General features: G+C 59.0%; 14 protein-coding genes and 2 pseudogenes. 10 read left to right on the top strand and 6 right to left on the bottom strand.

What is annotated here, in order from left to right; all coding sequences use genetic code 11:
- Positions 1 to 23: 23 nt before the first annotated feature.
- Positions 24 to 602: an IS630 family transposase gene (locus ACG2K1_RS08510; protein WP_402839155.1), complete on the bottom strand. Its 579-nt coding sequence runs from the start codon at positions 600 to 602 to the stop codon at positions 24 to 26.
- Positions 583 to 810: pseudogene (locus tag ACG2K1_RS08505) on the bottom strand (IS630 transposase-related protein); the annotation flags it as partial. The pseudogene ACG2K1_RS08505 and the gene ACG2K1_RS08510, both read right to left, overlap by 20 nt.
- A 247-nt stretch (positions 811 to 1057) precedes the next feature.
- Here ACG2K1_RS08505 and ACG2K1_RS08500 point away from each other — a divergent pair.
- The 4 genes from ACG2K1_RS08500 (at position 1058) to ACG2K1_RS08485 (ending at position 5951) form a co-directional block, all read left to right on the top strand.
- Positions 1058 to 1426 carry a hypothetical protein gene (locus ACG2K1_RS08500; RefSeq protein WP_395429210.1) on the top strand — a complete coding sequence of 123 codons (369 nt, stop codon included), beginning with the start codon at positions 1058 to 1060 and terminating at the stop codon, positions 1424 to 1426.
- Positions 1427 to 1784: 358 nt separating this feature from the next.
- Entirely contained in the window at positions 1785 to 2933 is a 1149-nt protein-coding gene (locus tag ACG2K1_RS08495) for an ATP phosphoribosyltransferase regulatory subunit (protein ID WP_395429209.1), read from the top strand.
- A 141-nt stretch (positions 2934 to 3074) separates the two neighbouring features.
- The gene (locus ACG2K1_RS08490) at positions 3075 to 4370 is read left to right on the top strand and encodes an adenylosuccinate synthase (protein ID WP_395429208.1); all 1296 of its coding nucleotides are present in this window, start codon (positions 3075 to 3077) and stop codon (positions 4368 to 4370) included.
- Between the two features lie 381 nt (positions 4371 to 4751).
- On the top strand, positions 4752 to 5951 hold the full coding sequence (locus ACG2K1_RS08485) for a sugar transporter (RefSeq protein ID WP_395429207.1): 1200 nt from the start codon (positions 4752 to 4754) through the stop codon (positions 5949 to 5951).
- A 202-nt stretch (positions 5952 to 6153) separates the two neighbouring features.
- Here ACG2K1_RS08485 and ACG2K1_RS08480 read toward each other — a convergent pair whose 3' ends face one another.
- The 3 genes from ACG2K1_RS08480 to leuS form a co-directional block, all read right to left on the bottom strand.
- On the bottom strand, positions 6154 to 7239 hold the full coding sequence (locus ACG2K1_RS08480; RefSeq protein ID WP_395429206.1) for a DegT/DnrJ/EryC1/StrS family aminotransferase: 1086 nt from the start codon (positions 7237 to 7239) through the stop codon (positions 6154 to 6156).
- A gap of 39 nt (positions 7240 to 7278) precedes the next feature.
- Positions 7279 to 7860, bottom strand: a complete 582-nt coding sequence (locus ACG2K1_RS08475) for an acyltransferase (protein WP_395429205.1) — start codon at positions 7858 to 7860, stop codon at positions 7279 to 7281.
- Between the two features lie 131 nt (positions 7861 to 7991).
- Complete coding sequence (gene leuS, locus ACG2K1_RS08470; RefSeq protein ID WP_395429204.1) at positions 7992 to 10622, bottom strand: leucine--tRNA ligase; 2631 nt, start codon at positions 10620 to 10622, stop codon at positions 7992 to 7994.
- Between the two features lie 306 nt (positions 10623 to 10928).
- On the opposite strand from leuS, the gene ACG2K1_RS08465 reads away from it, so the two are divergent.
- The 6 genes and pseudogenes from ACG2K1_RS08465 (at position 10929) to ACG2K1_RS08440 (ending at position 19382) form a co-directional block, all read left to right on the top strand.
- A complete protein-coding gene (locus ACG2K1_RS08465) occupies positions 10929 to 13988 on the top strand; it encodes a multidrug efflux RND transporter permease subunit (RefSeq protein WP_395429203.1) in 3060 nt (1019 codons plus the stop codon).
- Between the two features lie 181 nt (positions 13989 to 14169).
- The gene (gene lepA / locus ACG2K1_RS08460; RefSeq protein WP_395429202.1) at positions 14170 to 15963 is read left to right on the top strand and encodes a translation elongation factor 4; all 1794 of its coding nucleotides are present in this window, start codon (positions 14170 to 14172) and stop codon (positions 15961 to 15963) included.
- Positions 15964 to 16042: 79 nt separating this feature from the next.
- Positions 16043 to 16606 (top strand): annotated as a pseudogene (locus ACG2K1_RS08455) (GTP pyrophosphokinase).
- Between the two features lie 73 nt (positions 16607 to 16679).
- Entirely contained in the window at positions 16680 to 17741 is a 1062-nt protein-coding gene (gene lepB, locus ACG2K1_RS08450) for a signal peptidase I (RefSeq protein ID WP_009425312.1), read from the top strand.
- A 184-nt stretch (positions 17742 to 17925) separates the two neighbouring features.
- The gene (locus ACG2K1_RS08445) at positions 17926 to 18630 is read left to right on the top strand and encodes a helix-turn-helix transcriptional regulator (RefSeq protein WP_395429201.1); all 705 of its coding nucleotides are present in this window, start codon (positions 17926 to 17928) and stop codon (positions 18628 to 18630) included.
- Positions 18631 to 18749: 119 nt separating this feature from the next.
- Complete coding sequence (locus ACG2K1_RS08440; RefSeq protein WP_009425309.1) at positions 18750 to 19382, top strand: glutathione S-transferase family protein; 633 nt, start codon at positions 18750 to 18752, stop codon at positions 19380 to 19382.
- Between the two features lie 423 nt (positions 19383 to 19805).
- Here the strand turns inward: ACG2K1_RS08440 and ACG2K1_RS08435 are convergent, their stop codons facing one another.
- Positions 19806 to 22340, bottom strand: coding sequence for a TonB-dependent receptor (locus tag ACG2K1_RS08435; RefSeq protein WP_395429200.1), 2535 nt, complete (start codon positions 22338 to 22340; stop codon positions 19806 to 19808).
- Positions 22341 to 22380 lie beyond the last annotated feature (40 nt).

Genomic DNA, 22380 nt, shown 5'->3' with positions numbered 1-22380 from the left:
CGCTTGTCCGCCGCCGTATATAGTCAAACAAAACAAAAAATATCCAACAAAGCCTGCTCAAAAGACAAACAGCCGGACATCACTTTTCTCAGATGCCGTTTGATATTCGCCCACACCTTTTCTATCGGGTTCAACTCAGGCGAATATGGCGGCAGCGGCAGAATGATATGTCCTGCCCTCTGCGCCATTTCACGCAGTACCGCCATCCTGTGAAAACGGGCGTTATCCATAATAATGACCGAAGGCTCTTTAAGTTCCTTCAACAGAAACTGCCCAAACCACGCTTCAAACAAGCTGCTGTCCATTGTGCCTTTGTAAACCATCGGCGCAATCAGTTTCCCATCCGCACGGGCGGCAACCAATGACATTCTTTCATAGCGCTTGCCGGAAATCCGCGCTTTGACAATCTGTCCCCTCAAGGCATAGGCATACGGGCGGTAATAGAAAGTATCAAAACCCGTTTCATCCAAGTAAACCTTTGGCATTTCCGAATATTGTTCCAGCTGTTTTCGGTAGGCGGTTACTTTTTGGAGGTCTTGTTCTTTGTAGACGGTTGTCTTTTTTACGCGTGATCTTGAGTGTTTTGAGCAGGTAGCCGACATTGGATGCGGTGCAGCCCAAGTGCTGTGCTGTTTCGTATTGATAGGCATCGGGATGTTCTGCCACATAGCGGCGCAGTTCTTCTTTGTCGATACGTTCCGAATTGCCGCCTTTGGTGCGGTGTTGCAGCGAACCTGTTTCCTTTTTGAGGGCAATCCATTGGTAAAGGGTTCGGTTGGTAATGCGGAAGGTGCGTGCGGTTTGGCTGATGTTGCCGTGCTGTTCGTAGTGGTCTAATGCTTTTTGACGGAAATCGATAGAGTGAGTAGGCCATAAAACGGGAACGGGTAAGGTGTGGAGTTAAGGGAGAGAATTATATACTTTTTGTTTTGGTTAACTATAATTTTGCTGCCTTTTGTTTATGTCTATTCGGAAGTTTTTTTAATTTCATTGCAACATTGATTATGGATAAAAAAATAAAAAATACAAAATCTTACGGGTTTCTCTTGTTTCGGCTTTGCTGGCTGCGCCGGCAGTTGTTGCGGCGGAAGAAGTTTATGAATTCGGCAGGGGTATCAGCCAAACGGAAGGGGCGTCCTTCCGTGAATCGGGAGTGGTGGAAAACGGGGCGGAGCGTTCTCGGTATTTGAACGAAAGGGCGCAGCAAACCAAAGCGTTTGTGCAGTCGCCCCCGCGCAAAACAAGCGTCCGCGACAATGCGGCGCAGAACAAAAAGCCCGGCAAGCAGGCCAAGAAAAAACAGTCCGAAGAATATTTCGGCAGCAAAAAATGGGAAGCGGACGCTCGGCGCAGTTTCCGTAATGAAATGAAAAAACGCGAGGCAGAACGTAAGGCCGGGCGCAGTGTGTTTGACGAATATATCTAGTATCTCAATGTATTAAGCAGACCGTCAGCCAAAGAAAACAGGCCGTCTGAAAAGGGTTTTAACTTCGTTGAAGCCGCGTTTTCAGACGACCTCAACCGTTTTCGCGATGCCCGCATGCTGCGGGCGGCCCGGTTTGCCCATTCCGCGCCGCCGCCGAAACGGTAGCGGGGCAGGGCGGTTTGAGGCCGTTTAAAAAGCCCGTTTCCCGCCTTTCAGACGGCCTCAGTCCCGCCCCTGTCTGCCCCGCTTAACGATGGAAAAGCAAACTGCACAAGCTGTTTTTTTATGTTAAAGTGCGGCTTTAAAAACAACGCAGACGCAGGTCTTACGGCCGCTTTTTTATGCGTCGTCCACTACTATGCAGTCTTGGCAGCTACCCGAATACGTCGCCGACATCCTGCCCACCGGGGCGCGGCAGCTTGAAAGCGCGAAAGAAAAAATCCTCGCCCTGTTCCGCTCGCACGGCTACGAACTCGTGCATCCGCCGCTGATGGAATACAGCCGCTCGCTGCTCACCCATATCGACTCCGGCCTCTCTCTCAAAACCATCCGCGTCACCGACCAAATCAGCGGCCGCCAGCTCGGCATCCGCGCCGACATCACGCCGCAGGTCGCCCGCATCGACGCCCACCTCCTCTCGTCCAACCAAGGCATCAACCGTCTGTGCTACGCAGGCTCGGTGCTGCACGCCCGCCCCGAAGGCTTTTTAAACACCCGCGAACCTTTGCAGGTGGGCGCGGAGCTTTACGGCTACGGCGGCATCGAAGCCGACATCGAAATCATCGGCCTGATGCTCGACAGCCTGAATACCGCCGATTTCGGCGACGTTTTGCTCTCGCTCGGCCACATCGGCGTTTTCCGCGCCCTCTCCGCCGCCGCAGGGCTGGACGCGCAGCAGTCGGAAACCCTGCTCGAGCTGATGCAGGACAAAGACGGCGCCGCCGTCGCAGGCCGTCTGAAAGAATGGCGGCTCGACGGCATGTGGCAGAAAGCCCTCGCCCTCTTGCCCGCGCTCTACGGCGGCCGCGAAATCCTCGCCGCCGCGCGGCAGAAACTGCCCGAACTCTCCGCCGTCAGCCGCGCCCTCGACGAACTCGAAGCCGTGTGCGCCGCCTTCCCGCAGCAGCGCGTCCACATCGATTTGGCCGAGCTGCGCGTCGACAACTACCACAGCGGCCTGCTCTACGCCGCCTACGGCAGCGGCGGCCATGATGCGGTAGCTCGCGGCGGCCGTTACGACGGCTTGGGCGTCCACTTCGGCCGCGCCCGCCCCGCCACCGGTTTCAGCTTCGATTTGCGCAAATTCCTCGGACGCCTGCCGCAAAACGAGCGCCGTCCCGCTATTTCCGTCGCCCTGGCCGACGCGGCCGAAGCCGCCGAAGCTGTCGCACAGTTGCGCGCGGCGGGTGAAACCGTCGTTATCGACTACGGTCTGCCCTCCAACAGCAGCAGCGGCAGCACGCGCCGCCTGCAAAAACAAAACGGCGTGTGGACGGTCACGGAATAGGGCAGACCCGATACGGCGTTTTCAGACGGCCTCCAAGCACGCAGCATCAGGCCGTCTGAAAAGCCAAGCAAGCAGCACATTTCCAGCGGCCGCCTTTTTCAGACGGCCTCCCGTTTTCCCCTCATTTAAGGCAAACACAATATGGCACAAAACGTAGTAGTCGTCGGCTCGCAGTGGGGCGACGAAGGCAAAGGCAAAATCGTAGACTGGCTGGCCGAGCAGAGCAGCGGCGTCGTCCGCTTCCAGGGCGGCCACAACGCCGGGCACACCCTCGTCGTCGGCGGCAAAAAAACCATCCTCCGCCTGATACCCAGCGGCATCCTGCACGAAAAACTCGACTGCTTTATCGGCTCGGGCGTCGTCGTTTCACCCGAAGCCCTGTTGGGCGAAATCGACGAGCTCACCGCCGCCGGCGTGAAAAACGTCGAAGGCCGTCTGAAAATCGCCCCCACCGCCACCCTTATCCTGCCCTACCACATCGCCCTCGACCAAGCGCGCGAAGCCTCGAAGGGCGACCAGAAAATCGGCACCACCGGCCGCGGCATCGGCCCGGCCTACGAAGACAAAGTTGCCCGCCGCGCCGTACGCGCCGTCGACCTTTTCGACTGCGGCAAACTGGCGGAAAAAGTCCGCGCCAACGTCGAACTCTACAACATCCAGCTGCAACACCTGCACGGCGCCGCGCCCGTCTCCTACGAAGACATCATGGCGAAAATCGAAGGCTTCAAAGACCGCATCCTGCCGATGATTCACGACGTCGCCCGCACGCTCTACGAAAAAAACGCGCGCGGCGAACACCTGCTGTTTGAAGGCGCGCAGGGCACGCTGCTCGATATCGACTACGGCACTTATCCCTTCGTCACCTCGTCCAACTGCTCTGCCGGCGCCGCCGCCCCCGGCGCGGGTGTGCCGCCGCATATGCTCGACTACGTGCTGGGCATCGTCAAAGCCTACACCACCCGCGTCGGCTCGGGTCCGTTCCCGACCGAGCTCTTCGACGAAGTGGGTGAGGGTTTGGCCGAGCGCGGCCACGAGTTCGGCTCGGTCACCGGCCGTCCGCGCCGCTGCGGCTGGTTCGACGCCGCCGCCCTCAAACGCTCCATCCAAATCAACGGCATCACCGGCATGTGCATCACCAAGCTCGACGTGATGGACGGCATCGAAGAAATCAAAATCTGCGTCGGCTACGAATTTGAAGGCAAACGCACCTACATCCTGCCCTTCGGCGCGGACGCCGTCGCCAAATGCGTGCCCGTGTACGAAACCCTGCCCGGCTGGACGGAATCTACCTTCGGCGTGACCGAATACGACGCGCTGCCGGAAAACGCCCGCCGCTATCTCAAACGCATCGAAGAGGTGTGCGGCGCACCCGTCGCCATCATCTCCACCGGCCCCGACCGCGAGCAGACTATTCTGCTGCAACACCCGTTTGCCTGAATGTATAGTGAGTCAACACGGAAATCTACGGCGTTGCTGCGCCTTGTCGTACTACTTGTACTGTCTGCGGCTTGCTGCCTTGTATCTTTCCATGTTGTTTCACTATAAAGGCAAGAGGCCGTCTGAAAGCGCGAAAACAGGCTTTCAGACGGCCTTTCGCGTGGTATGAACACGCCGCGCCGCCATATTTGCCAAACGTTCGGACGGTCTGCCAACAACGTCATTCCCGCGCAGGCGGGAATCTTGTTTGAGATCCGCCGATTTCCGACAAAACAATCCGTTGCCGAAATTCCTGAAAGATTCCCGCCTGCGCGGGAATGACGCCGTTTGTTGTTTTAGGCCGTCTGAAATCACACCATACACCCAACCCCGAAAGCCCCCATGCCCAACAGCGAATCCGCCCGCTGGCTCAGCGTCTTCGCCCTTGCCTGCGCCGCCTTTATCTTCAACACCACCGAATTCATCCCCGTCGCCCTGCTCAGCGACATCGGTGCCGGTTTTGCCATGAAACCCGCCGACACCGGCATCATGATTACCGTCTACGCCTGGGTCGTCGCCCTGATGTCGCTGCCGCTGATGCTCGCTACCCGCAACACCGAACGGCGCGGCCTGCTGCTCGTGCTGTTTGCCGTGTTCTCCGCCGCCCACGTGCTGTCGTATTTTGCACAGAGTTTCGCCGTGCTGCTCGCCTCGCGCGTCGCCGTCGCCCTGACCCACGCCCTGTTCTGGTCGATTACCGCCGCGCTGGCCGTGCGCGTCGCACCGCAGGGCAAGGGCAACCAGGCGCTCGGCATTTTGAGCACCGGCACCGTGCTGGCGATGGTGTTCGGCATCCCGCTGGGGCGGCTGGCGGGCAACGCCTACGGCTGGCGGCTCAGCTTCCTGCTTATCGGCCTGGCCGCCGTGCCCGTCGCCCTCGTGCTGGCGAAAAGCCTGCCCAGGCTGCCCAGCGCCAACACCGGCTCGCTCGACAGCCTGCCCGTGCTGGCCAAACGCAAAAGCCTGATGCTGCTCTACGCCTTCACCATCCTGATGATCACCGCCCATTTCACCGCATACAGCTACATCGAACCCTTCGCCCTGCAAAGCGCGCGTTTCGCCCCGCAGCAGGCCACCCTGCTGCTCCTGGTATACGGCGCGGCGGGCTTTGCCGGATCGTATCTTTTCGGACGGTATTTCAGCCGCAATGCCCGCGTTTTCTTCGCCGCAGGCACCGCCGCCACGGCCGCCGCCATGTTCCTGCTGCTGCCCCTGTCTGCCCCCGCCTGGCTGCTGATGGCGCTGTGCTTCTTCTGGGGCATCGTGATTACCGCCCTGAGCCTCGCCATGATTTCGCGCGTGCTGCACTTTGCCGCCGACGCCACCGACGTCGCCAGCTCCATCTACTCCTCGCTGTTCAACGTCGGCATCGGCGGCGGCGCCCTGTTCGGCCGCTACGCCGCCCAATGGTTCGGCCTGAACAACATCGGCTACGCAGGCGGCAGCCTCGCCGCCCTCGCCCTGCTTCTGGCGCTGGTGTTGGTGAAACAGCCCGACTTCGCCGACGCGCCGCAGGGGAAAACGGACGCGGAGGCCGTCTGAAAGTGCGGTTTCAACGGAGTTGGAAAACGGATTGGGGGCTTTCAGACGGCCTTTCGCGCCCCCGCACGGTTTCCGACAAAACCCAAAAAAACGCGTTCGCCGTTGTGTGCACGTCCTGCACAAAAACGGTTTGAGGCCGTCTGAAAGCCCGTAAAACGGTGTTTCAGACGGCCTCAATCGTGCCGCTTAATGCCTGCGGGGTTTACCGTTTCACAGCCTGATGCAGCGCGCCGACTACCTGCCGCACCTGTTCCTCCGTCATATACGGGTGCATCGGCAGGCTCAATACTTCTTCGGCCACCAAATCGCCCACGGGCAGCACGGCATCGGATGCGACGGCGGGCTGCTTGTTGAGCGGAATCGGATAATGGACGGCGGTCGGGATGCCTGCCGCTTTCAAGGCCGTCTGAACGGCATCGCGGTTTTTCACGCGCACGGTGTATTGGGCATACGCGCTGATATTGTGGCTTTCGATAAACGGTGCGGCGATACCGGCTTTATCCAGTTCCTGCGCGTAAACGGCGGCAACCTGCCCGCGCAGGCCGATTTCTTCCTCCAGAATCGCCAGTTTGGGCAACAGGATGGCAGCTTGCAGCGTGTCCAGACGGCTGTTTACGCCGACGCGGATATGGTGGTAGCGGCGGTCTTGGCCGTGGCGCGCGATTTGGCGGATGACGGCGGCCAGATTGTCGTCGTCAGTAAAAACCGCGCCGCCGTCGCCGTAGCAGCCCAAAGGTTTGCTGGGGAAGAAGCTGGTGCAGGAAACAGTGGTCAGGCTGCCTGATTTGCGGCCTTTGTAAGATGCGCCGAAACTCTGCGCCGCGTCTTCGATGACGGGCAGGTTGTGGCGGGCGGCGATGGTGTTAACCGCATCGAAATCGGCACACTGGCCGTAGAGCGATACGGGCACGATGGCTTTGGTGCGCGGGGTAATCGCGGCTTCGAGCTTGGCGGGGTCGAGGTTGTAGGTTTGTTCGACGATATCGACGTAAACCGGTTTTGCGCCGAGCAGGGCGACGGTTTCGGCGGTGGCGATGTAGGTAAAGCCGGGAGTAATCACTTCGTCGCCCGCGCCTACGCCCAAAGCCATCAGGGCGATTTGCAGCGCGTCGGTGCCGTTGGCGACGCCGATGCAGTGTTTCGCTCCGCAGTAGGCTTTGAGTTTGTCTTCCAGTTCGGCCACTTCCGGCCCCAAAATATATTGGCCGTGCGAGAGGACTTTTTGTATGTTTGCGTCGATTTGGGGTTTGATGCGCGCCTGCTGGGCGGCGAGGTCGATAAATTGCATGGTATTTCTCATGGTGGGTAGGGCATTTTTCAGACGGCCTCAGGCTTTGCTGAGGAGGCCGTCTGAAAGGATATACGTTTCGCCGCTGTGCGGGCAGACGGCTTTGCCGCTGCCTGTGAGCGGCAGTTGTTCGAGCTGTTCGCCGTATTCGCTCATCCAGCCGATTTGACGGGCGGGCACGCCGACCACCAGCGCGTAGTCGGGCACGTCTTTGTTGACTACCGCGCCCGCACCGACAAAGGCGAAACGGCCGACGGTAACGCCGCAGACGATGGTGCAGTTTGCGCCCAGCGTCGCGCCGGTTTTGACGCGTGTGTCGCGGTATTCGCTTTTGCGTTCAATCAGCGAGCGCGGGTTGTACACATTGGTGAACACCATGCTGGGGCCGCAAAACACGCCGTCTTCGAGAAATACGTTGTCGTACACGGAGACGTTGTTTTGGATTTTGCAGCCGTCGCCGATAATGACGTTGTTGCCGACGAATACGTTTTGGCCGAACGAGCAGTTGCGGCCGATTTTCGCACCGGCGCAGATATGGACGAAATGCCAGATGCGGCAGCCTGCGCCGATGCTGGCGCCTTCGTCGATGATGGCGGTGGGGTGGGCGGTGTAGTCGGTCATGGGGGTTCCCGTAAAGACAGGCCGTCTGAAAATCGGTTGCGCGGTTTCAGACGGCCTCGGATGTATTAAAGTGGAAAAGGCCGTCTGAAAAGGTTTTAGCTGCGCTTTCAGACGGCCTTCCGCATGGCGGTTTACACCACAATATTCACCAGCCGGCCGGGTACGACGATGATTTTCTTGGCCGGTTTGCCTTCCATAAACTTAATCGCGCCGTCGGTGGCGAGGGCGGCGGCTTCGATTTGGTCTTTGGGCGCGTCGGCGGCAACGGTGATTTTGCCGCGCAGCTTGCCGTTTACCTGCACCATGATTTCGATTTCGGATTTGACGAGGGCGGCTTCGTCCACTTTCGGCCAGCCTGCGTCCCACAGGGTTTCAGACGGCCTCAACGCGCTCCAGAGTTCGTCGCAGATGTGCGGCACAATCGGCCACAAGAGGCGCAGGGCGGCTTCCAATACTTCTTGGGCGACGGCACGGCCCGGTTCGGAGGCGGTGTCGGTTTTGTCGTATTGGTTTAAGAGTTCCATCACGGCGGCGACGGCGGTGTTGAACTGCTGGCGGCGGCCGTAGTCGTCGGAAACTTTGGCGACGGTGGCGTGCAGCTTGTGGCGCAGTTCTTTCAGCGCTTTATCCAGGCTGTCGTGGCCGTCTGAAAAGGCGGGCACGATGCCGTGGGAAACGTGTTCGTACACGGTGCGCCACAGGCGGCGCAGGAAGCGGTGCGCGCCTTCTACGCCGCTGTCGCTCCATTCGAGCGACTGTTCGGGCGGGGCGGCAAACATCATAAACAGGCGGGCGGTGTCCGCGCCGTAGGCGTTAATCAGCTCTTGCGGATCGACGCCGTTGTTTTTGGATTTGGACATTTTTTCCGTGCCGCCGATGACCACGGGCAGGCCGTCGGCTTTGAGGATTGCGGACACGGGGCGGCCTTTGTCGTCAAAGGTCAAATCCACATCGGCCGGGTTGATCCAGTCTTTGCTGCCGTCGGCGTTTTCGCGGTAGTAGGTTTCACACACCACCATGCCCTGTGTGAGCAGGCGTTCAAACGGCTCGTCCACTTTCACCAAGCCTTCGTCGCGCATCAGTTTGGTGAAGAAGCGGGCGTACAGGAGGTGCAAAATGGCGTGTTCGATGCCGCCGATGTATTGGTCGACCGCGCCCCAGTATTGCGCCGCTTCAGGCTTGACCATGCCGTCTGAAAACGCGGGCGACATATAGCGGAAGAAATACCAGCTCGATTCCATGAAGGTATCCATGGTGTCGGTTTCGCGTTTGGCTGCGCCGCCGCATTTGGGGCAAGCGGTTTCGTAAAATTCGGGCATTTTGGCCAGTGGCGAACCCATGCCGTCGGGCACGACGTTTTCGGGTAATACCACGGGCAGCTGCTCGGCAGGTACGGGCACGTCGCCGCAGGTGTCGCAATGCACAATCGGAATCGGGCAGCCCCAGTAGCGTTGGCGCGAAATGCCCCAGTCGCGCAGGCGGTATTGGGTTTTCGGTTCGCCTGCGTCTTGGCTTTGCAGTTTGGCGGCGATGGCGTCGAATGCCGTCTGAAAATTCATGCCGTCCAAGTCGCCGCTGTTGACCAATACGCCGTTTTCTTTGTCGCCGTACCATTCTTGCCATTGGTTTGCGTCGAATGCGTTGTCGCCGACGGCAATGACTTGTTTTTTCGGCAGATTGTATTTAGTGGCAAACTCGAAATCGCGTTCGTCGTGCGCCGGAACCGCCATCACCGCGCCGTCGCCGTAGCCCCATAATACATAGTTGGCAATCCACACTTCCAGCTTGTCGCCGTTGAGCGGGTTGACGACGTAGCGGCCGGTCGGCACGCCTTTTTTCTCCATCGTCGCCATATCGGCTTCGGCAACCGAGCCGGCTTTGCATTCGGCGATAAATGCCTGCAATTCGGGTTTGTTGGCGGCTGCGGCGGTTGCCAGCGGATGCTCGGCGGCAACGGCAACATAAGTCGCGCCCATCAGCGTGTCGGGACGGGTGGTATAAACTTGCAGAAATTTCGCGTAATCACCTTCCAAACCTTGTTTGCTGTCGTCTGAAACGGCGAAGCGCACGGTCATACCGCGAGATTTGCCGATCCAGTTGCGCTGCATGGTTTTGACTTGTTCCGGCCAGTGTTCCAGCTTGTCCAAATCATTGAGCAGCTCTTCGGCGTAATCGGTGATTTTGAAGTAATACATCGGGATTTCGCGTTTTTCGATCAACGCGCCGGAACGCCAACCGCGGCCGTCGATAACTTGCTCGTTGGCAAGGACGGTTTGGTCGACAGGGTCCCAGTTTACCGTGCCGTTTTTGCGATAGACGATGCCTTTTTCAAACAGCTTGGTAAACAGCCATTGTTCCCAGCGGTAGTATTCGGGTTTGCAGGTGGCGACTTCGCGCTCCCAGTCAATCGCAAAACCCAGGCTTTTGAGCTGGGTTTTCATGTATTCGATGTTGTCGTACGTCCAAGCGGCGGGGGCAACGTTGTTTTTCATCGCCGCATTTTCCGCAGGCATGCCGAACGCGTCCCAACCCATAGGTTGCATGACGTTGAAGCCGTTTAAGAGCTTGAAGCGGCTCAATACGTCGCCGATGGTGTAGTTGCGCACATGCCCCATGTGCAGCTTGCCGCTGGGGTAGGGGAACATCGACAAACAATAATATTTCGGTTTGGACGCATCTTCGGCGGCATGAAAAATGCCCGCTTCATCCCATTTTCGGCGGGCGGCGGGTTCGACGGCGGAGGGGTGGTAGTGCTCTTGCATGGCGGATGTCTTTCGGTAAAAAATTTAAGGCGCGGATTATACCGTTTTCAGACGGCCTTTGTTTATAGGATGAGGCCGTCTGAAAGATGCGTTGCGGGGGTGTGAAAAGGCCGTCTGAAAGAGGGCAGGGCGGTTTTCAGACGGCCTTTGACGAAGGTTTTTACACCTGCTTAAGTTTGGCTTAAGGTTCGCCGCTGCCGCCTGCTTTATGCTGGCGGCCTTTTTTCGCCCGCGTTTTCGCGCCGGCGCGTTTTTCCACCGTTACGATTGGTTTTCCTATGGCCCGTTTTTTTTATCAACCGCCCCGTGTTTGCGTGGGTTTTGGCGATTTTTGTCGTGCTGGCAGGCGTGCTGGCGGCACGCACGCTGCCTTTGGAGCAGTATCCGCACATCGTGCCGCCGCAGATTTCGGTGAGCGCCAGATACAGCGGCGCGTCGGCGGCAACGGTGAACGACTCGGTAACGCAGATAGTCGAGCAGCAGATGAAGGGTTTGGACGGGCTGATTTATATGAGTTCCACCGCCGATTCGTCGGGCAAATCGCGCACGACGCTCACTTTCCTGCCGGGCACGGACACCGACGTGGCGCAGGTGCAGGTGCAGAACGCCTTGCAGGGTGCGCTGTCGCGCCTGCCGCAGGACGTGCAGAACCGCGGCGTGTCGGTCACCAAGGGCGGGCAGGACAATCTGGTCACATGGACGTTTGCCACGGATCAGCACGTTTCGCGCGTGGAAGTGACCGATTATCTGGCGAGCAATGTGATGGACGTGCTCTCGCGGGTGGACGGTGTGGGCGAAATCTCGCTCTACGGCAACCAGCACGCGATGCGTATCTGGCTCGATCCGCACAAGCTGGCCGCTTTGGCGATGATGCCTTCCGACGTGGTGTCGGCCATCCAGACGCAGAACACGCAGGTGTCGGCCGGCCAGCTCGGCCAGCTTCCTTCCGTTCCCGGGCAGGATTTGAACGTGCCGGTGCAGGCGCGCGGGCGCTTTACCGACGCCGCCCAGTTTGAAAACATCATTCTGCGCAGCGGCACGGACGGCATGGTGGTGCGCCTCAAAGACGTGGCGCGGGTGGAATTGGGCGCCGACGGCTACGACGTCAATTCGATGCTCAACGGCAAAGTGGCGGGTGCGCTGGGCATTGTGATGGCCGACGGCGCAAACGCGCTCGACGTCGCCACGGCCGTGGAGGCGAAAATCCGCGAGATGGAGCCGCTGTTTCCCTACGGTTTGAAAGCGGATACCGCGCAAGACAGCATTCCGTTTGTCAAAGCCTCGTTACAGGAAGTGCTGCACACGCTGGGCGAGGCCGTTCTGCTGGTTGTGGTGGTGATTTATCTGTTTTTGCAGAGCACGCGGGCGACGCTGGTGCCCGCCGTGGCCGTGCCTGTGGTGTTGGCGGGTACGCTGGGCGTACTCTCGCTTTTGGGCTATTCGGTGAACATGCTGACGATGTTTGCGCTGGTGCTGGCCATCGGCCTGCTGGTGGACGATGCCATCGTGGTGGTGGAAAACGTCGAGCGGCTGATGCACGAAGAGAGTTTGGATGCGAAAGCGGCCACAGAAAAATCGATGGACGAGATTTCTTCGGCGCTGGTGGGCGTGGGCATGGTGCTGTCGGCCGTGTTTGTGCCGATGGCGTTCTTTCCCGGATCGACCGGTGTGATTTACCGCCAGTTTTCGGTAACGCTGATTGCGGCGATGGGCTTTTCGGTGTTGGTGGCGCTGACGCTCTCGCCTGCGATGTGCGCCCAATTTCTCAAAGCCCGTCCGCACGACAAACCCGCCGGCGGCCTGTTCCGCGCCTTCAACAAAGGCTTCGACAGCCTCTCGGAGCGCTACGGGCGGACGGTAAACCGCCTGTTTGCACACGGCAGAATCATGTTTGCCGCCTTTTTGGCCGTGTTGGCTGCCTGCACCTTTTTGTTTGCACACCTGCCCACGGCCTTCCTGCCCGACGAAGACCAGGGTTTTCTCACCGTAGACATCACGCTGCCGGTGGGCGCAACCGACAAATCGGTGCAGAAAACCGTGGCCGACCTGACGCACTACTTTGCCAAGCAGCCCGAAATCGACAGTTTTCTCGCCATCACCGGCAACGGCGGCAGCCAGGGCAATGCCGCCATGTTCCTCAAACTCAAGCCGTGGGACGAGCGCCGCCGCCCCGACCAGAGCGCCGCCGCGCTGGAAACGCGCTACGGCAAAGAAACGGGCGGCCGCTCGGGTGCGCGCATCGTCGTCAGCCAGCCGCCCGTCGTGCGCGGACTGGGTTCGGGCAACGGCATCAGCTTCGTTATCAAGGACATGAACGGCGCGGGCTACGACAAACTCGTCGCCGCCAAAGACCAATTTATCGAAGCGGCCGCTGACAGCCCCTATCTGCGCAAAGTGCGCGCCAAAAACCAAGACCCGCGCCCGCAGCTTGTCGTCGATATCGACAACGACCTGGCCGCCTCCATGCAGATCGCCCCCGCCGCCGTCAACCAGTTGCTCAACCAGGCGCTGGGCGGCAGCTATGTCAACGATTTCGTCGACAAAGGCCGCGTCAAACGCGTATACGTTCAGGCCGACGCGCCTTACCGTATGCAGCCGCAGGACATCGGCCTCTGGCAGGTACGCAACGGTGCGGGCGAGATGATTCCGCTGTCGGCATTCAGCAGCGTGCGTTGGGAAACCGCGCCGCCGCAGCTGATACGCTTCAACGGCAGCCTCGCCATGGACATGCAGGCCGGCGTGCAGCCCGGACAAAGCTCGGGCAGCGCGATGAAGGAAGTGCAAAACCTGATGGCCAAACTGCCCGCAGGCTTCGGCTACGAATGGACGGGCGCGTCTTTGCAGGAACAACAGGCCGGCTCGCAGGCACCCGCGCTGTATGCTCTGTCTGTCCTGTTCGTTTTCCTGTGTCTGGCCGCTCTGTACGAAAGCTGGCGCATCCCGTTTGCCGTTATCCTTGCCGCAGGCTTGGGCGTGCTTGGCGCACTTTCCGCCACCGCCCTGCGCGGGCTGGACAACGACGTTTTCTTCCAAGTCGGCCTGCTCACCACCGTCGGCCTTGCCGCCAAAAATGCCATCCTGATTGTGGAATTCGCCATGCAGCTCGTGCGGCAGGGGGAAACGCCCATGCAGGCTGCCGTCGCAGCCGCCCGCCTGCGCCTGCGTCCCATCGTCATGACCTCGCTCGCCTTCGGCCTCGGCGTGCTGCCGTTGGCGCTGGGTACGGGCGCGGGGGCGGGCGGACGCATCGCCATCGGCACGGCGGTGCTCGGCGGCACCGCCGCCTCCACCGTGCTCGGGCTGCTGTTCGTGCCGCTGTTTTTCGTTTGGATCAAACGTCCCGCGAAAACGGACAAGGCCGTCTGAATCCACGCCGCAGGCATCGACGGGGCAGAGGCCGTCTGAAAACCTTTCAGACGGCCTCACTCTGCTTTGAGTGCGCAGAACAGGCCGTTTTCCGCTAGAATGCGCGGCTGTTTGCATTTTTGAAGATTCAGGCCGTCTGAAAGGCTTTCAGACGGCCTCCAAACTTAAATAAAACGCTGCCATGAAAAACATCCGAAATTTCTCCATCATCGCCCACATCGACCACGGAAAATCCACCCTTGCCGACCGCTTTATCCAATACTGCGGCGGCTTGGAACAGCGCGAAATGAGCACCCAGGTGCTGGACAGCATGGATATTGAAAAAGAACGCGGCATCACCATCAAAGCGCAAACCGCCGCGCTTAACTACAAAGCCAAAAACGGCGAAACCTACCTCCTAAATCTCATCGACACCCCCGGACACGTGGACTTCTCCTACGAAGTCTCGCGCAGCCTTTCCGCCTGCGAAGGCGCGTTGCTCGTAGTGGACGCGTCGCAGGGCGTGGAAGCGCAAACCGTGGCCAACTGCTACACGGCGATTGATTTGGGCGTGGAAGTCGTGCCCGTATTGAACAAAATCGACCTGCCCGCCGCCGACCCCGACCGCGTGTCGCAGGAAATTGAAGACATCATCGGCATCGATGCCGTGGGCGCGGTGCAGTGTTCCGCCAAAAGCGGTATCGGCGTGGAAGACGTACTGGAAGAAATCGTCGCCAAAATCCCCGCGCCCGAAGGCGATGAAAACGCGCCTTTGCAGGCTGTGATTATTGATTCGTGGTTTGACAACTACGTTGGCGTGGTGATGCTGATTCGGGTGAAAAACGGCACCATCAAGCTCAAAGACAAAGTGCGCTTCATGTCCACCAAAGCCGAAAGCCAAGTGGAACAGCTCGGCGTGTTTACACCAAAATCCGTGCAAAAACAAGAACTCAAAGCGGGCGAAGTGGGCTTTCTGATTACCGGCGTGAAAGAGCTGGGGCAGGCGAAAGTGGGCGACACCGTTACCCTTGCCAACAACCCCGCCGCCGAGCCGCTGGCAGGCTTTAAAGAAGTGCAAAGCCAAGTGTTTGCCGGTCTCTATCCCGTGGAAAGCCACGACTACGAAGCCCTGCGCGATGCGCTGGAAAAACTGCAACTCAATGATGCCTCGCTGAAATTTGAACCCGAAGTGTCGCAGGCTTTGGGCTTCGGTTTCCGCTGCGGCTTCTTGGGCTTGCTGCACTTGGAAATCGTTCAGGAACGCTTGGAACGCGAATTCGACATGGATTTGATTACGACTGCGCCGACTGTCGTTTACGAAGTGATTTTGAAAAGCGGCGAAAAAATCGACGTGGAAAACCCGTCCAAACTGCCCGACATTGCCACCATCGACACGATTATGGAGCCGATTATCACCGCCACCATCCTCGTGCCGCAGGATTATGTCGGCAACGTGATGACGCTGTGCAACCAAAAACGCGGTGTGCAGCGCAATATGCAATACATGGGGCGGCAGGTGATGCTGACCTATGACCTGCCGATGAACGAAGTGGTGATGGACTTTTTTGACAAACTCAAATCCACCTCGCGCGGCTATGCCTCGCTGGACTACGAGTTCAAAGAATTTCAGCCTGCCGATTTGGTGAAGCTGGACATTATGGTAAACGGCGACAAAGTGGACGCACTCAGCCTGATTGTCCACCGCCAAACCGCCGTGCAGCGCGGGCGCGAACTCGCCAGCAAAATGCGCGAACTCATCCCGCGCCAAATGTTTGACATCGCCGTTCAGGCTGCCATCGGCGGGCAGATTATCGCCCGCGAAAACGTCAAAGCCCTGCGCAAAAACGTACTCGCCAAATGCTACGGCGGCGACATTACCCGTAAGAAAAAACTGTTGGAAAAACAAAAGGCAGGTAAAAAACGCATGAAACAGGTGGGGAATGTGGAGATTCCGCAGAGCGCGTTTTTGGCGATTTTGCAGGTGGGGGATAAGTAGGGTTTCAGACGGCCTAGGTTGATAAAAGGCCGTCTGAAAGCTGTAAAAGCCGTTTTCAGACGGCCTGAAAGGCAAAACCATGCAAGAAACCAACCTGCAAAAAACCGAACGCCAATCCGCGAAATCAACCGCATCCACGCCCAATATTCGCAGGATTATTTTGAAACCGGCAAAGTCGCCAAGCTCAATCTCAGCCGCACGCTTGCCCATGTGCCGGCCGAACATATTTTGTCCTACCGTCTCAACCTGCACGAAGCGATTAACGACTACTTGGCATTCGCCGACACGCGCGGCATAGACTTTTTCTACCGCGTCAAAACCGCCGAAAGCATCGCCGACAAAATCCGCCGCTACACCGAGCGTGAAAACCAATATCCCGTCAACAATATCCTGAACGACATCTTCGGCGCGCGCGTGATTCTGCCGTCGGAGAGCGTCGCCGAAATCATGCAGCGGCTGGACGACTGGAAAATACAGCCTGAAAAACCGGTATCTGCGCGACGAAAACGGCTGCATCGGCGTACACATTTATTTTGAACCCGATGATTGCTACCCGTGGGAACTGCAAATCTGGGACGAAAAAGACGCCGCCGAAAACATCCGCAACCACATTGCTTACAAACGGCAGTTCGTCCCTGTCTGAAATACCTTTCAGACGGCCTCAACGCTTGAAAAGGCCGTCTGAAAACAATCACAAACAACAAGGAAAAAACATCATGAACCAATTTGTCTATCTCGCCGTTGCCGCCCTGATCGCGGGCATCGGCCTGTTTTCCCTCAGCAGCAAAGAGCGCAACGAAAAAGGCGAGTGGGGCGACGGCCTGCAATGGGGCTACCTCTTAATGATGGTCGGCGTGTTCGGCGTGCTGGCGGTCAAACTCAGCTTCACCGCCGTTTTGCTGATTTTTGTCGCCTTTACCGGCGCCGTGTGGCTGTGGCGCAAGCTCTCGTTCAAGCCGACGCGGCAGGTGCAGACCGACGAAAAAGGCCAGAAAATCCTCACCGGCTCGCTCGACGACGAAAACCACTTCCGCGACTATATGGCGGGCTTTTTTCCCATCATCCTCGCCGTTTTCGTGCTGCGCACCTTCGTGGCCGAGCCTTTCCAAATCCCGTCCAGCTCCATGCGCCCGGGGCTGGTAAAAGGCGACTTTATCCTCGTCAACAAATTCGCCTACGGCATCCGCACGCCGATTGTCAACAACGTTCTGATTGACACGGGCAAAGTGGAGCGCGGCGACGTGGTGGTGTTCAACTATCCGCTCGAACCCTCCGTCAACTACATCAAACGCGCCGTCGGCCTGCCGGGCGATACCGTCGAATACAAAGACAAAGTGCTCAAAGTCAACGGCAGCATCGTCGAAACCGACACCGAAGCGGGCGCCTACGCCTACCCGCACGACGACAATCCGCAGCAAACCGTCGAAGCCCGCCGCTTTGCTGCCGATTTTTCCGGACGGAACTTCGACGTGCTCAAAGCCGACGGCGTGCCTTCCGTCAGCACCGAATCTCTCGGCAACTACGTCTTCACCGCCGATTCGCAGGGGAAAAAAGCGCAAACCGACATTCAGCACCAAAACTGCCGTTACGAAGAAGACGGCAGCGGCTTCACCTGCACCGTGCCGCAGGGCAGCTACTTTATGATGGGCGACAACCGCGACCACAGCGCCGATTCCCGCTACTGGGGTTTTGTGGACGACAAACTCATCGTCGGCAAGGCCTTCTTTATCTGGATGAATTTGGGCGAATTGGGACGCATCGGCAGCGGCATCCGCTAAGCCGCTTTGTTTTCATCAACGGCAGGGTCTGTTGACATTCGGCTTGCGGGTATTTTTGCCCAAACACCGCCGCAAGGCTGATCGTCAACAGACCCTAAGGCCGTCTGAAACCCGCCGCCGCGCAGCGCGTTTCAGACGGCCTTTCTCTATTTGAACCGCCCGCCCTCCGACCGGAAAACCAAATATGAACAAAAGCCAACGCCTCCTTGCCCTGCTCGATCTGCTGCGCCGCCGCCGCCATCCCGTTACCGCCGAAACGCTGGCAGGCCGTCTGAACGTGAGCGCGCGCACGGTGTACCGCGATATTGCCGATTTGTGCACACAGGGTGCGGACATACGCGGCGAAGCGGGTTTGGGATTTGTGTTGCGCGGCGATTTCGGCCTGCCGCCTTTGATGTTTGACGAAGCGGAAATCGAGGCACTCGTGTTCGGAATGCGTTGGGCGGCGGCCAATGCCGACGGCGAAATGGCGCAACACGCCCGCTCCTCGCTGGCGAAAATCCATGCCGCGCTGCCGCCCAAGCTGCGCGAACGCATCGACAGCCAGTCGCTTTACCCACTCAGCCGCATTCAGACGGCCTCCCCCGCCGAAAGCGAAACCCTCGCGCTGATTCGCGCCGCCATGCGCGGCAACCTCGCGCTCTCGTTCGATTACACCGATGCCGCGAAAAACGCCACCCGCCGCACGGTATGGCCGCTGGCCGTGGGCTATTTCGACGATGCCCGCGTGCTGGCGGCATGGTGCGAAATGCGGCAGGATTTCCGCCATTTCCGCACCGACCGCATCGCCCGCCCCGCTACGGGCAGCGCGTTCCCCGCCGAGCGCATGGTGCTGCTGCGCCAATGGCTCAAACGCGAAGGGCTGGATTTGTCGGCGTTTGAAATTTGAAGGAACCACGGGCTTTCAGACGGCCTGCCGCTGCAAAAAGGCCGTCTGAAACGCTGCTGACAAAAGCTGTCAACCGCCGCGCCTATACTCGCCCCGTTACCCACAACAAAGGAAACCCCATGAACAAGCTCACCCTCTACACCTACCCCCAATCGCGCGGCACCATCGTAGTTTGGATGCTCAAAGAATGCGGCGCAGCCTTTGACACCGTATTGCTGCCCTTCGGCGAAGCGATGAAATCCGCCGAATACCTCGCCGTCAATCCGATGGGCAAAGTGCCCGCGCTCAAAGCGGGCGATACGGTTATCACCGAAACCGCCGCCATCGTTACCTTTCTAGCCGAGCAGTTTCCCGAAAAGAACCTGATTCCCGCCGCAGGCACGCTGGCGCGCGGCGAATACTACCGCTGGCTCTGCTTCGCCCTGCAACTGGAATACGCCGCCTTCGACCGCCGTAACCAAATTCAAAGCAGCGAAGAGCGGCGCAACACCATCGGCTACGGCGACTTCGACACCGCCTTCGGCACGCTGCGCCGACATTTGGCCGCACGCGAGTTTATCGTCGGCAACCGTTTTTCCGCACTCGACATTTATTACGCCATGCTGCTGGCACAATTCACCCGCGTCATGCCCGTACCCGGCCTCGCCTGCGACGTGTTCGAGCAATACATCAACCGCCACACCGAGCGCGCCGCCTTCGGCGAAACCATGGCTTGGGTACAGGAAAAACTGGCGCAAATGAACAACCCGTAAAGCGCGTCATACCCAAAGGCCGTCTGAGAGCCCGTTTTAGGGTTTCAGACGGCCTTTTTCTCCTTTATCTGCACCCAAGCGCAGGGGAGGGAATGACGTTTCTGAAACCGAAAATCCCCCGTGCACCAAACTCCCTCCCCTGCACCCAAGCGCGGGGAGGGTTGGGAGGGGGAGGTAGTTCGCAGAACTGCATATGCTGCCGTGCAAGCTGTAACGGTGCCAGACCCCCACCCCAGCGCGCCCCGAAGGGTACCGGTGGGGGGATTCTGTTGTGCCGATAAATTTCGGAAACGTCATTCCCGCGAAGGCGGGAACGGCCTTAAAGCCAAATTGAAAACACGGTCTTGGCAAAATCGAAAAGGCCGTCTGAAAGCGCCAAGCTGTTTTCAGACGGCCTTTGATATTGCCTGCGTTCAGACGGCCTCAAAACTTCACGTTCACACCAAACACAAAGTTGCGCCCCATCTGCGGCACATAGGGCAGGTAGGAGTTGTGGATGTAGATTTTTTGGTTCAGCAGGTTGTTGCCGTCGAGCGAGAGGGTGTAGTCGGCTTTGCCGATGCGGTTTTTGTAGCGGATGCCGGCGTTGACCAGGTGGTAGCCGCGCGTGGAGTCTTCGGGCACGGGTACGGCATACAGGCGGCCGGAGTGCGCTTTTTCTTCGTCGCTGATGTCTTCGTCGTCCATATCGACTTTGGGGTAGGTTTTGCTGAACATGCCCTGCGAGGTGCGGCGTTGGGCGAAGACGCGGGTGTATTCGAGATTGGCCGTCCAATGTTTGCCAAAAGCGCTCTCGAGGCGGAAACCGAGCCTTGCGGGCGGCACGCGGGCGGCGTGGCGGTCGGGGCGCGGCAGGGTGTCGGTGCCCAGTACGCAGTAGGTCGGGTCGCCGTCTTCGTCGGTGCAGTCTTCGCGTTGGCTGTAGATTTTTTCGCCGGTGATGGCGGGCAGTTTTTTCAGACGGCCTCTGACGTAGTCGCCAAACAGGGTGAATTCGTGTTTGGGCGTGATGTGGAAGCCGATTTCGCCTTCGAGGCCGCTGAAGCGGGCGGCGGCCTGGTTGTAGCGGCGGATGAAGAGGTTGCCGCTGCGGTGCAGGTTTTCGTTGTGGATGTAGTTGGCAAAGCGGTTGTGGTAGGCGCTGATTTTGTAGTGCAGGCGCGTGCCGTGGTGGGCGATGCCGATTTCAAAGTTGTTGGAACGCTCGGTTTTGAGGTTTTTGTTGCCGTGCTCGAAGGAGTTGGTGGCCAGGTGTTTGCCGTGGTAGTACAGCTCCATCGGGGCGGGCAGGCGTTCGTTGTGCGAGGCGGTGAGCGAGAGGCGGTAGCCGGGGTGGAAATCCCACAATACGGTGCCGGAATAGGAAAGGGCTTTTTGCCGGTACGCGCTCAAGTCGGGGCGTTCGGCGCGGAAGGTTTTGCTTTCGCGGCGTTTGATAAACCGCTCGAGTGCGTCGGTGTCGTAGTGGACGGGAACGGTCTGCCGCTCCCAGCGCGCGCCTGCTTCGAGGGTGAGGTTGCCGAGTTTGAGCTGCTCGAGGGCAAACAGGCTGAATTGCCTGTTGGTGTTGGGCACAAGGGCGAAACGGTTTTTTTCGACGTCGCGGTCTTCCATCAGGCGGACGGCGCTGCTTTTTTGGGTTTGGTATTGTGCGCCGAACACGCCTTTCAGACGGCCTGCCACGGGCGCGTGGTAGGCTTCGAGGCGGGCGTTGAAGCCTTTGTTGTCGAACACGGTGTCGGGGCGGCCTTTGCGCTTGGCGGCGGTTTCGGCGCGGCGTTTCTGTTCGCTTTCGGGGTAGAAGGGGTCGGTGTAGAACTTGCCGTCGTTCAGTTCGTCGTGGTGGTATTCGGCGCGCGCCGCGCTGATTTTGAATTTGTCGAATCCGGCAAAGGGCTGCCGCCATTCGCCGCGCAGGTCGAGGCGTTTGGAAAACAGGGCGATTTGCGGCCCGGGGCTGCTGTGGTCGTGTTTGTGGCCGTAAACGTTGTCGTGGCTGTGCGGCTTGTTTTCGTCGTAGGGCGTGCCGCAGTGGAAATGCAGGCTTTCGTTGAGGTCGCTGTCGTCCATCAGGTGCGGATACATCAGCAGGTAGTAGCGGTTTTTCAGCGTTTTCTCGCTCTCGGGGTCGAAAATGTGCGCGCTGCACGGGTCGAACATATGGTTGTGGCCGACTACGCCGTAATCGTCTTTGCGGTAGCTGTAAGCCGCGCCGAGATAGCCTTTGCTGCCCACATACGACAGGCCGACCGTGCCGACGTGGGATTTGTTGTTGGAATCGGGCAGCCTGAAAACCGTTTCTTCCAGCTTCACGCCCGGCACTTTGTACAAATCGGATTTGCGGCTCAAACCTTCCAGCCGCAGTGCGAAATGTCTGCCCAAACCCAGCGTAACACCCGCCGTGGCCGCACGTTCTTTGCTTGCCGAGTCGGCACGCACCAGCATTTCACCCTCGATGCCGTTTTCAGGCTGCTTTTCGGGAATGCGGCCGTCGGCCACGTTCACTACGCCGGCGGGCGAAGCCGAAGCGTACAGCAGCGTCGGCGTGCCGCGCACCAGCTCAACCTGCTTGGCCAGCAGCGTATCGGCGGCCACCGCGTGATCGGGCGAGATGGCCGACATATCGATAACGTCCGAACCGTTTTGCAGCATTTTCACCCGCACGCCTTCCTGACCGCGTATCACCGGCGCACTCGCGCCGCCGCCGAAAGGATTGCTGTGCACACCGCGCTCGCTTGCCAGAGCGTTGCCCAAAGTGGCCGAACGCGCGTGGAATTTTTCGCCGTCGATAACGACGTCGCTGGCCTTTCGGCCGCCGGTTAAAGGCAGGGTTTGCACGGGTTTGCGTTTGCCGCTGACGCGGACTTCGTCCAGCGTGCCGGTATCGTCGGCCGTTTCGGCGCGGGCGAGGGCGTGAAGTGAGAGAAGGGATAAGACAATGATTTTTTGATGGAACATGGCGTGTTTGCACTTTCTTAACCTTGTTATACCATAACAA

This window comes from Neisseria sp. 23W00296 (assembly GCF_044772855.1).
Taxonomy (GTDB): domain Bacteria; phylum Pseudomonadota; class Gammaproteobacteria; order Burkholderiales; family Neisseriaceae; genus Neisseria.
Note: the sequence above shows the minus strand (reverse complement) of the source record. Positions and strands in the feature narration are given on the sequence as shown.

Coding starts and splice junctions, on each gene's coding strand:
- ACG2K1_RS08490 (WP_395429208.1), top strand. CDS start 3,075: ATGGCACAAAACGTAGTAGTCGTCGGCTCGCAGTGGGGCGACGAAGGC.
- lepA (WP_395429202.1), top strand. CDS start 14,170: ATGAAAAACATCCGAAATTTCTCCATCATCGCCCACATCGACCACGGA.
- ACG2K1_RS08440 (WP_009425309.1), top strand. CDS start 18,750: ATGAACAAGCTCACCCTCTACACCTACCCCCAATCGCGCGGCACCATC.
- ACG2K1_RS08480 (WP_395429206.1), bottom strand. CDS start 7,239: ATGCAATTTATCGACCTCGCCGCCCAGCAGGCGCGCATCAAACCCCAA.
- ACG2K1_RS08495 (WP_395429209.1), top strand. CDS start 1,785: ATGCAGTCTTGGCAGCTACCCGAATACGTCGCCGACATCCTGCCCACC.
- ACG2K1_RS08475 (WP_395429205.1), bottom strand. CDS start 7,860: ATGACCGACTACACCGCCCACCCCACCGCCATCATCGACGAAGGCGCC.
- leuS (WP_395429204.1), bottom strand. CDS start 10,622: ATGCAAGAGCACTACCACCCCTCCGCCGTCGAACCCGCCGCCCGCCGA.
- ACG2K1_RS08485 (WP_395429207.1), top strand. CDS start 4,752: ATGCCCAACAGCGAATCCGCCCGCTGGCTCAGCGTCTTCGCCCTTGCC.
- ACG2K1_RS08510 (WP_402839155.1), bottom strand. CDS start 602: ATGTCGGCTACCTGCTCAAAACACTCAAGATCACGCGTAAAAAAGACA.
- ACG2K1_RS08445 (WP_395429201.1), top strand. CDS start 17,926: ATGAACAAAAGCCAACGCCTCCTTGCCCTGCTCGATCTGCTGCGCCGC.
- ACG2K1_RS08435 (WP_395429200.1), bottom strand. CDS start 22,340: ATGTTCCATCAAAAAATCATTGTCTTATCCCTTCTCTCACTTCACGCC.
- lepB (WP_009425312.1), top strand. CDS start 16,680: ATGAACCAATTTGTCTATCTCGCCGTTGCCGCCCTGATCGCGGGCATC.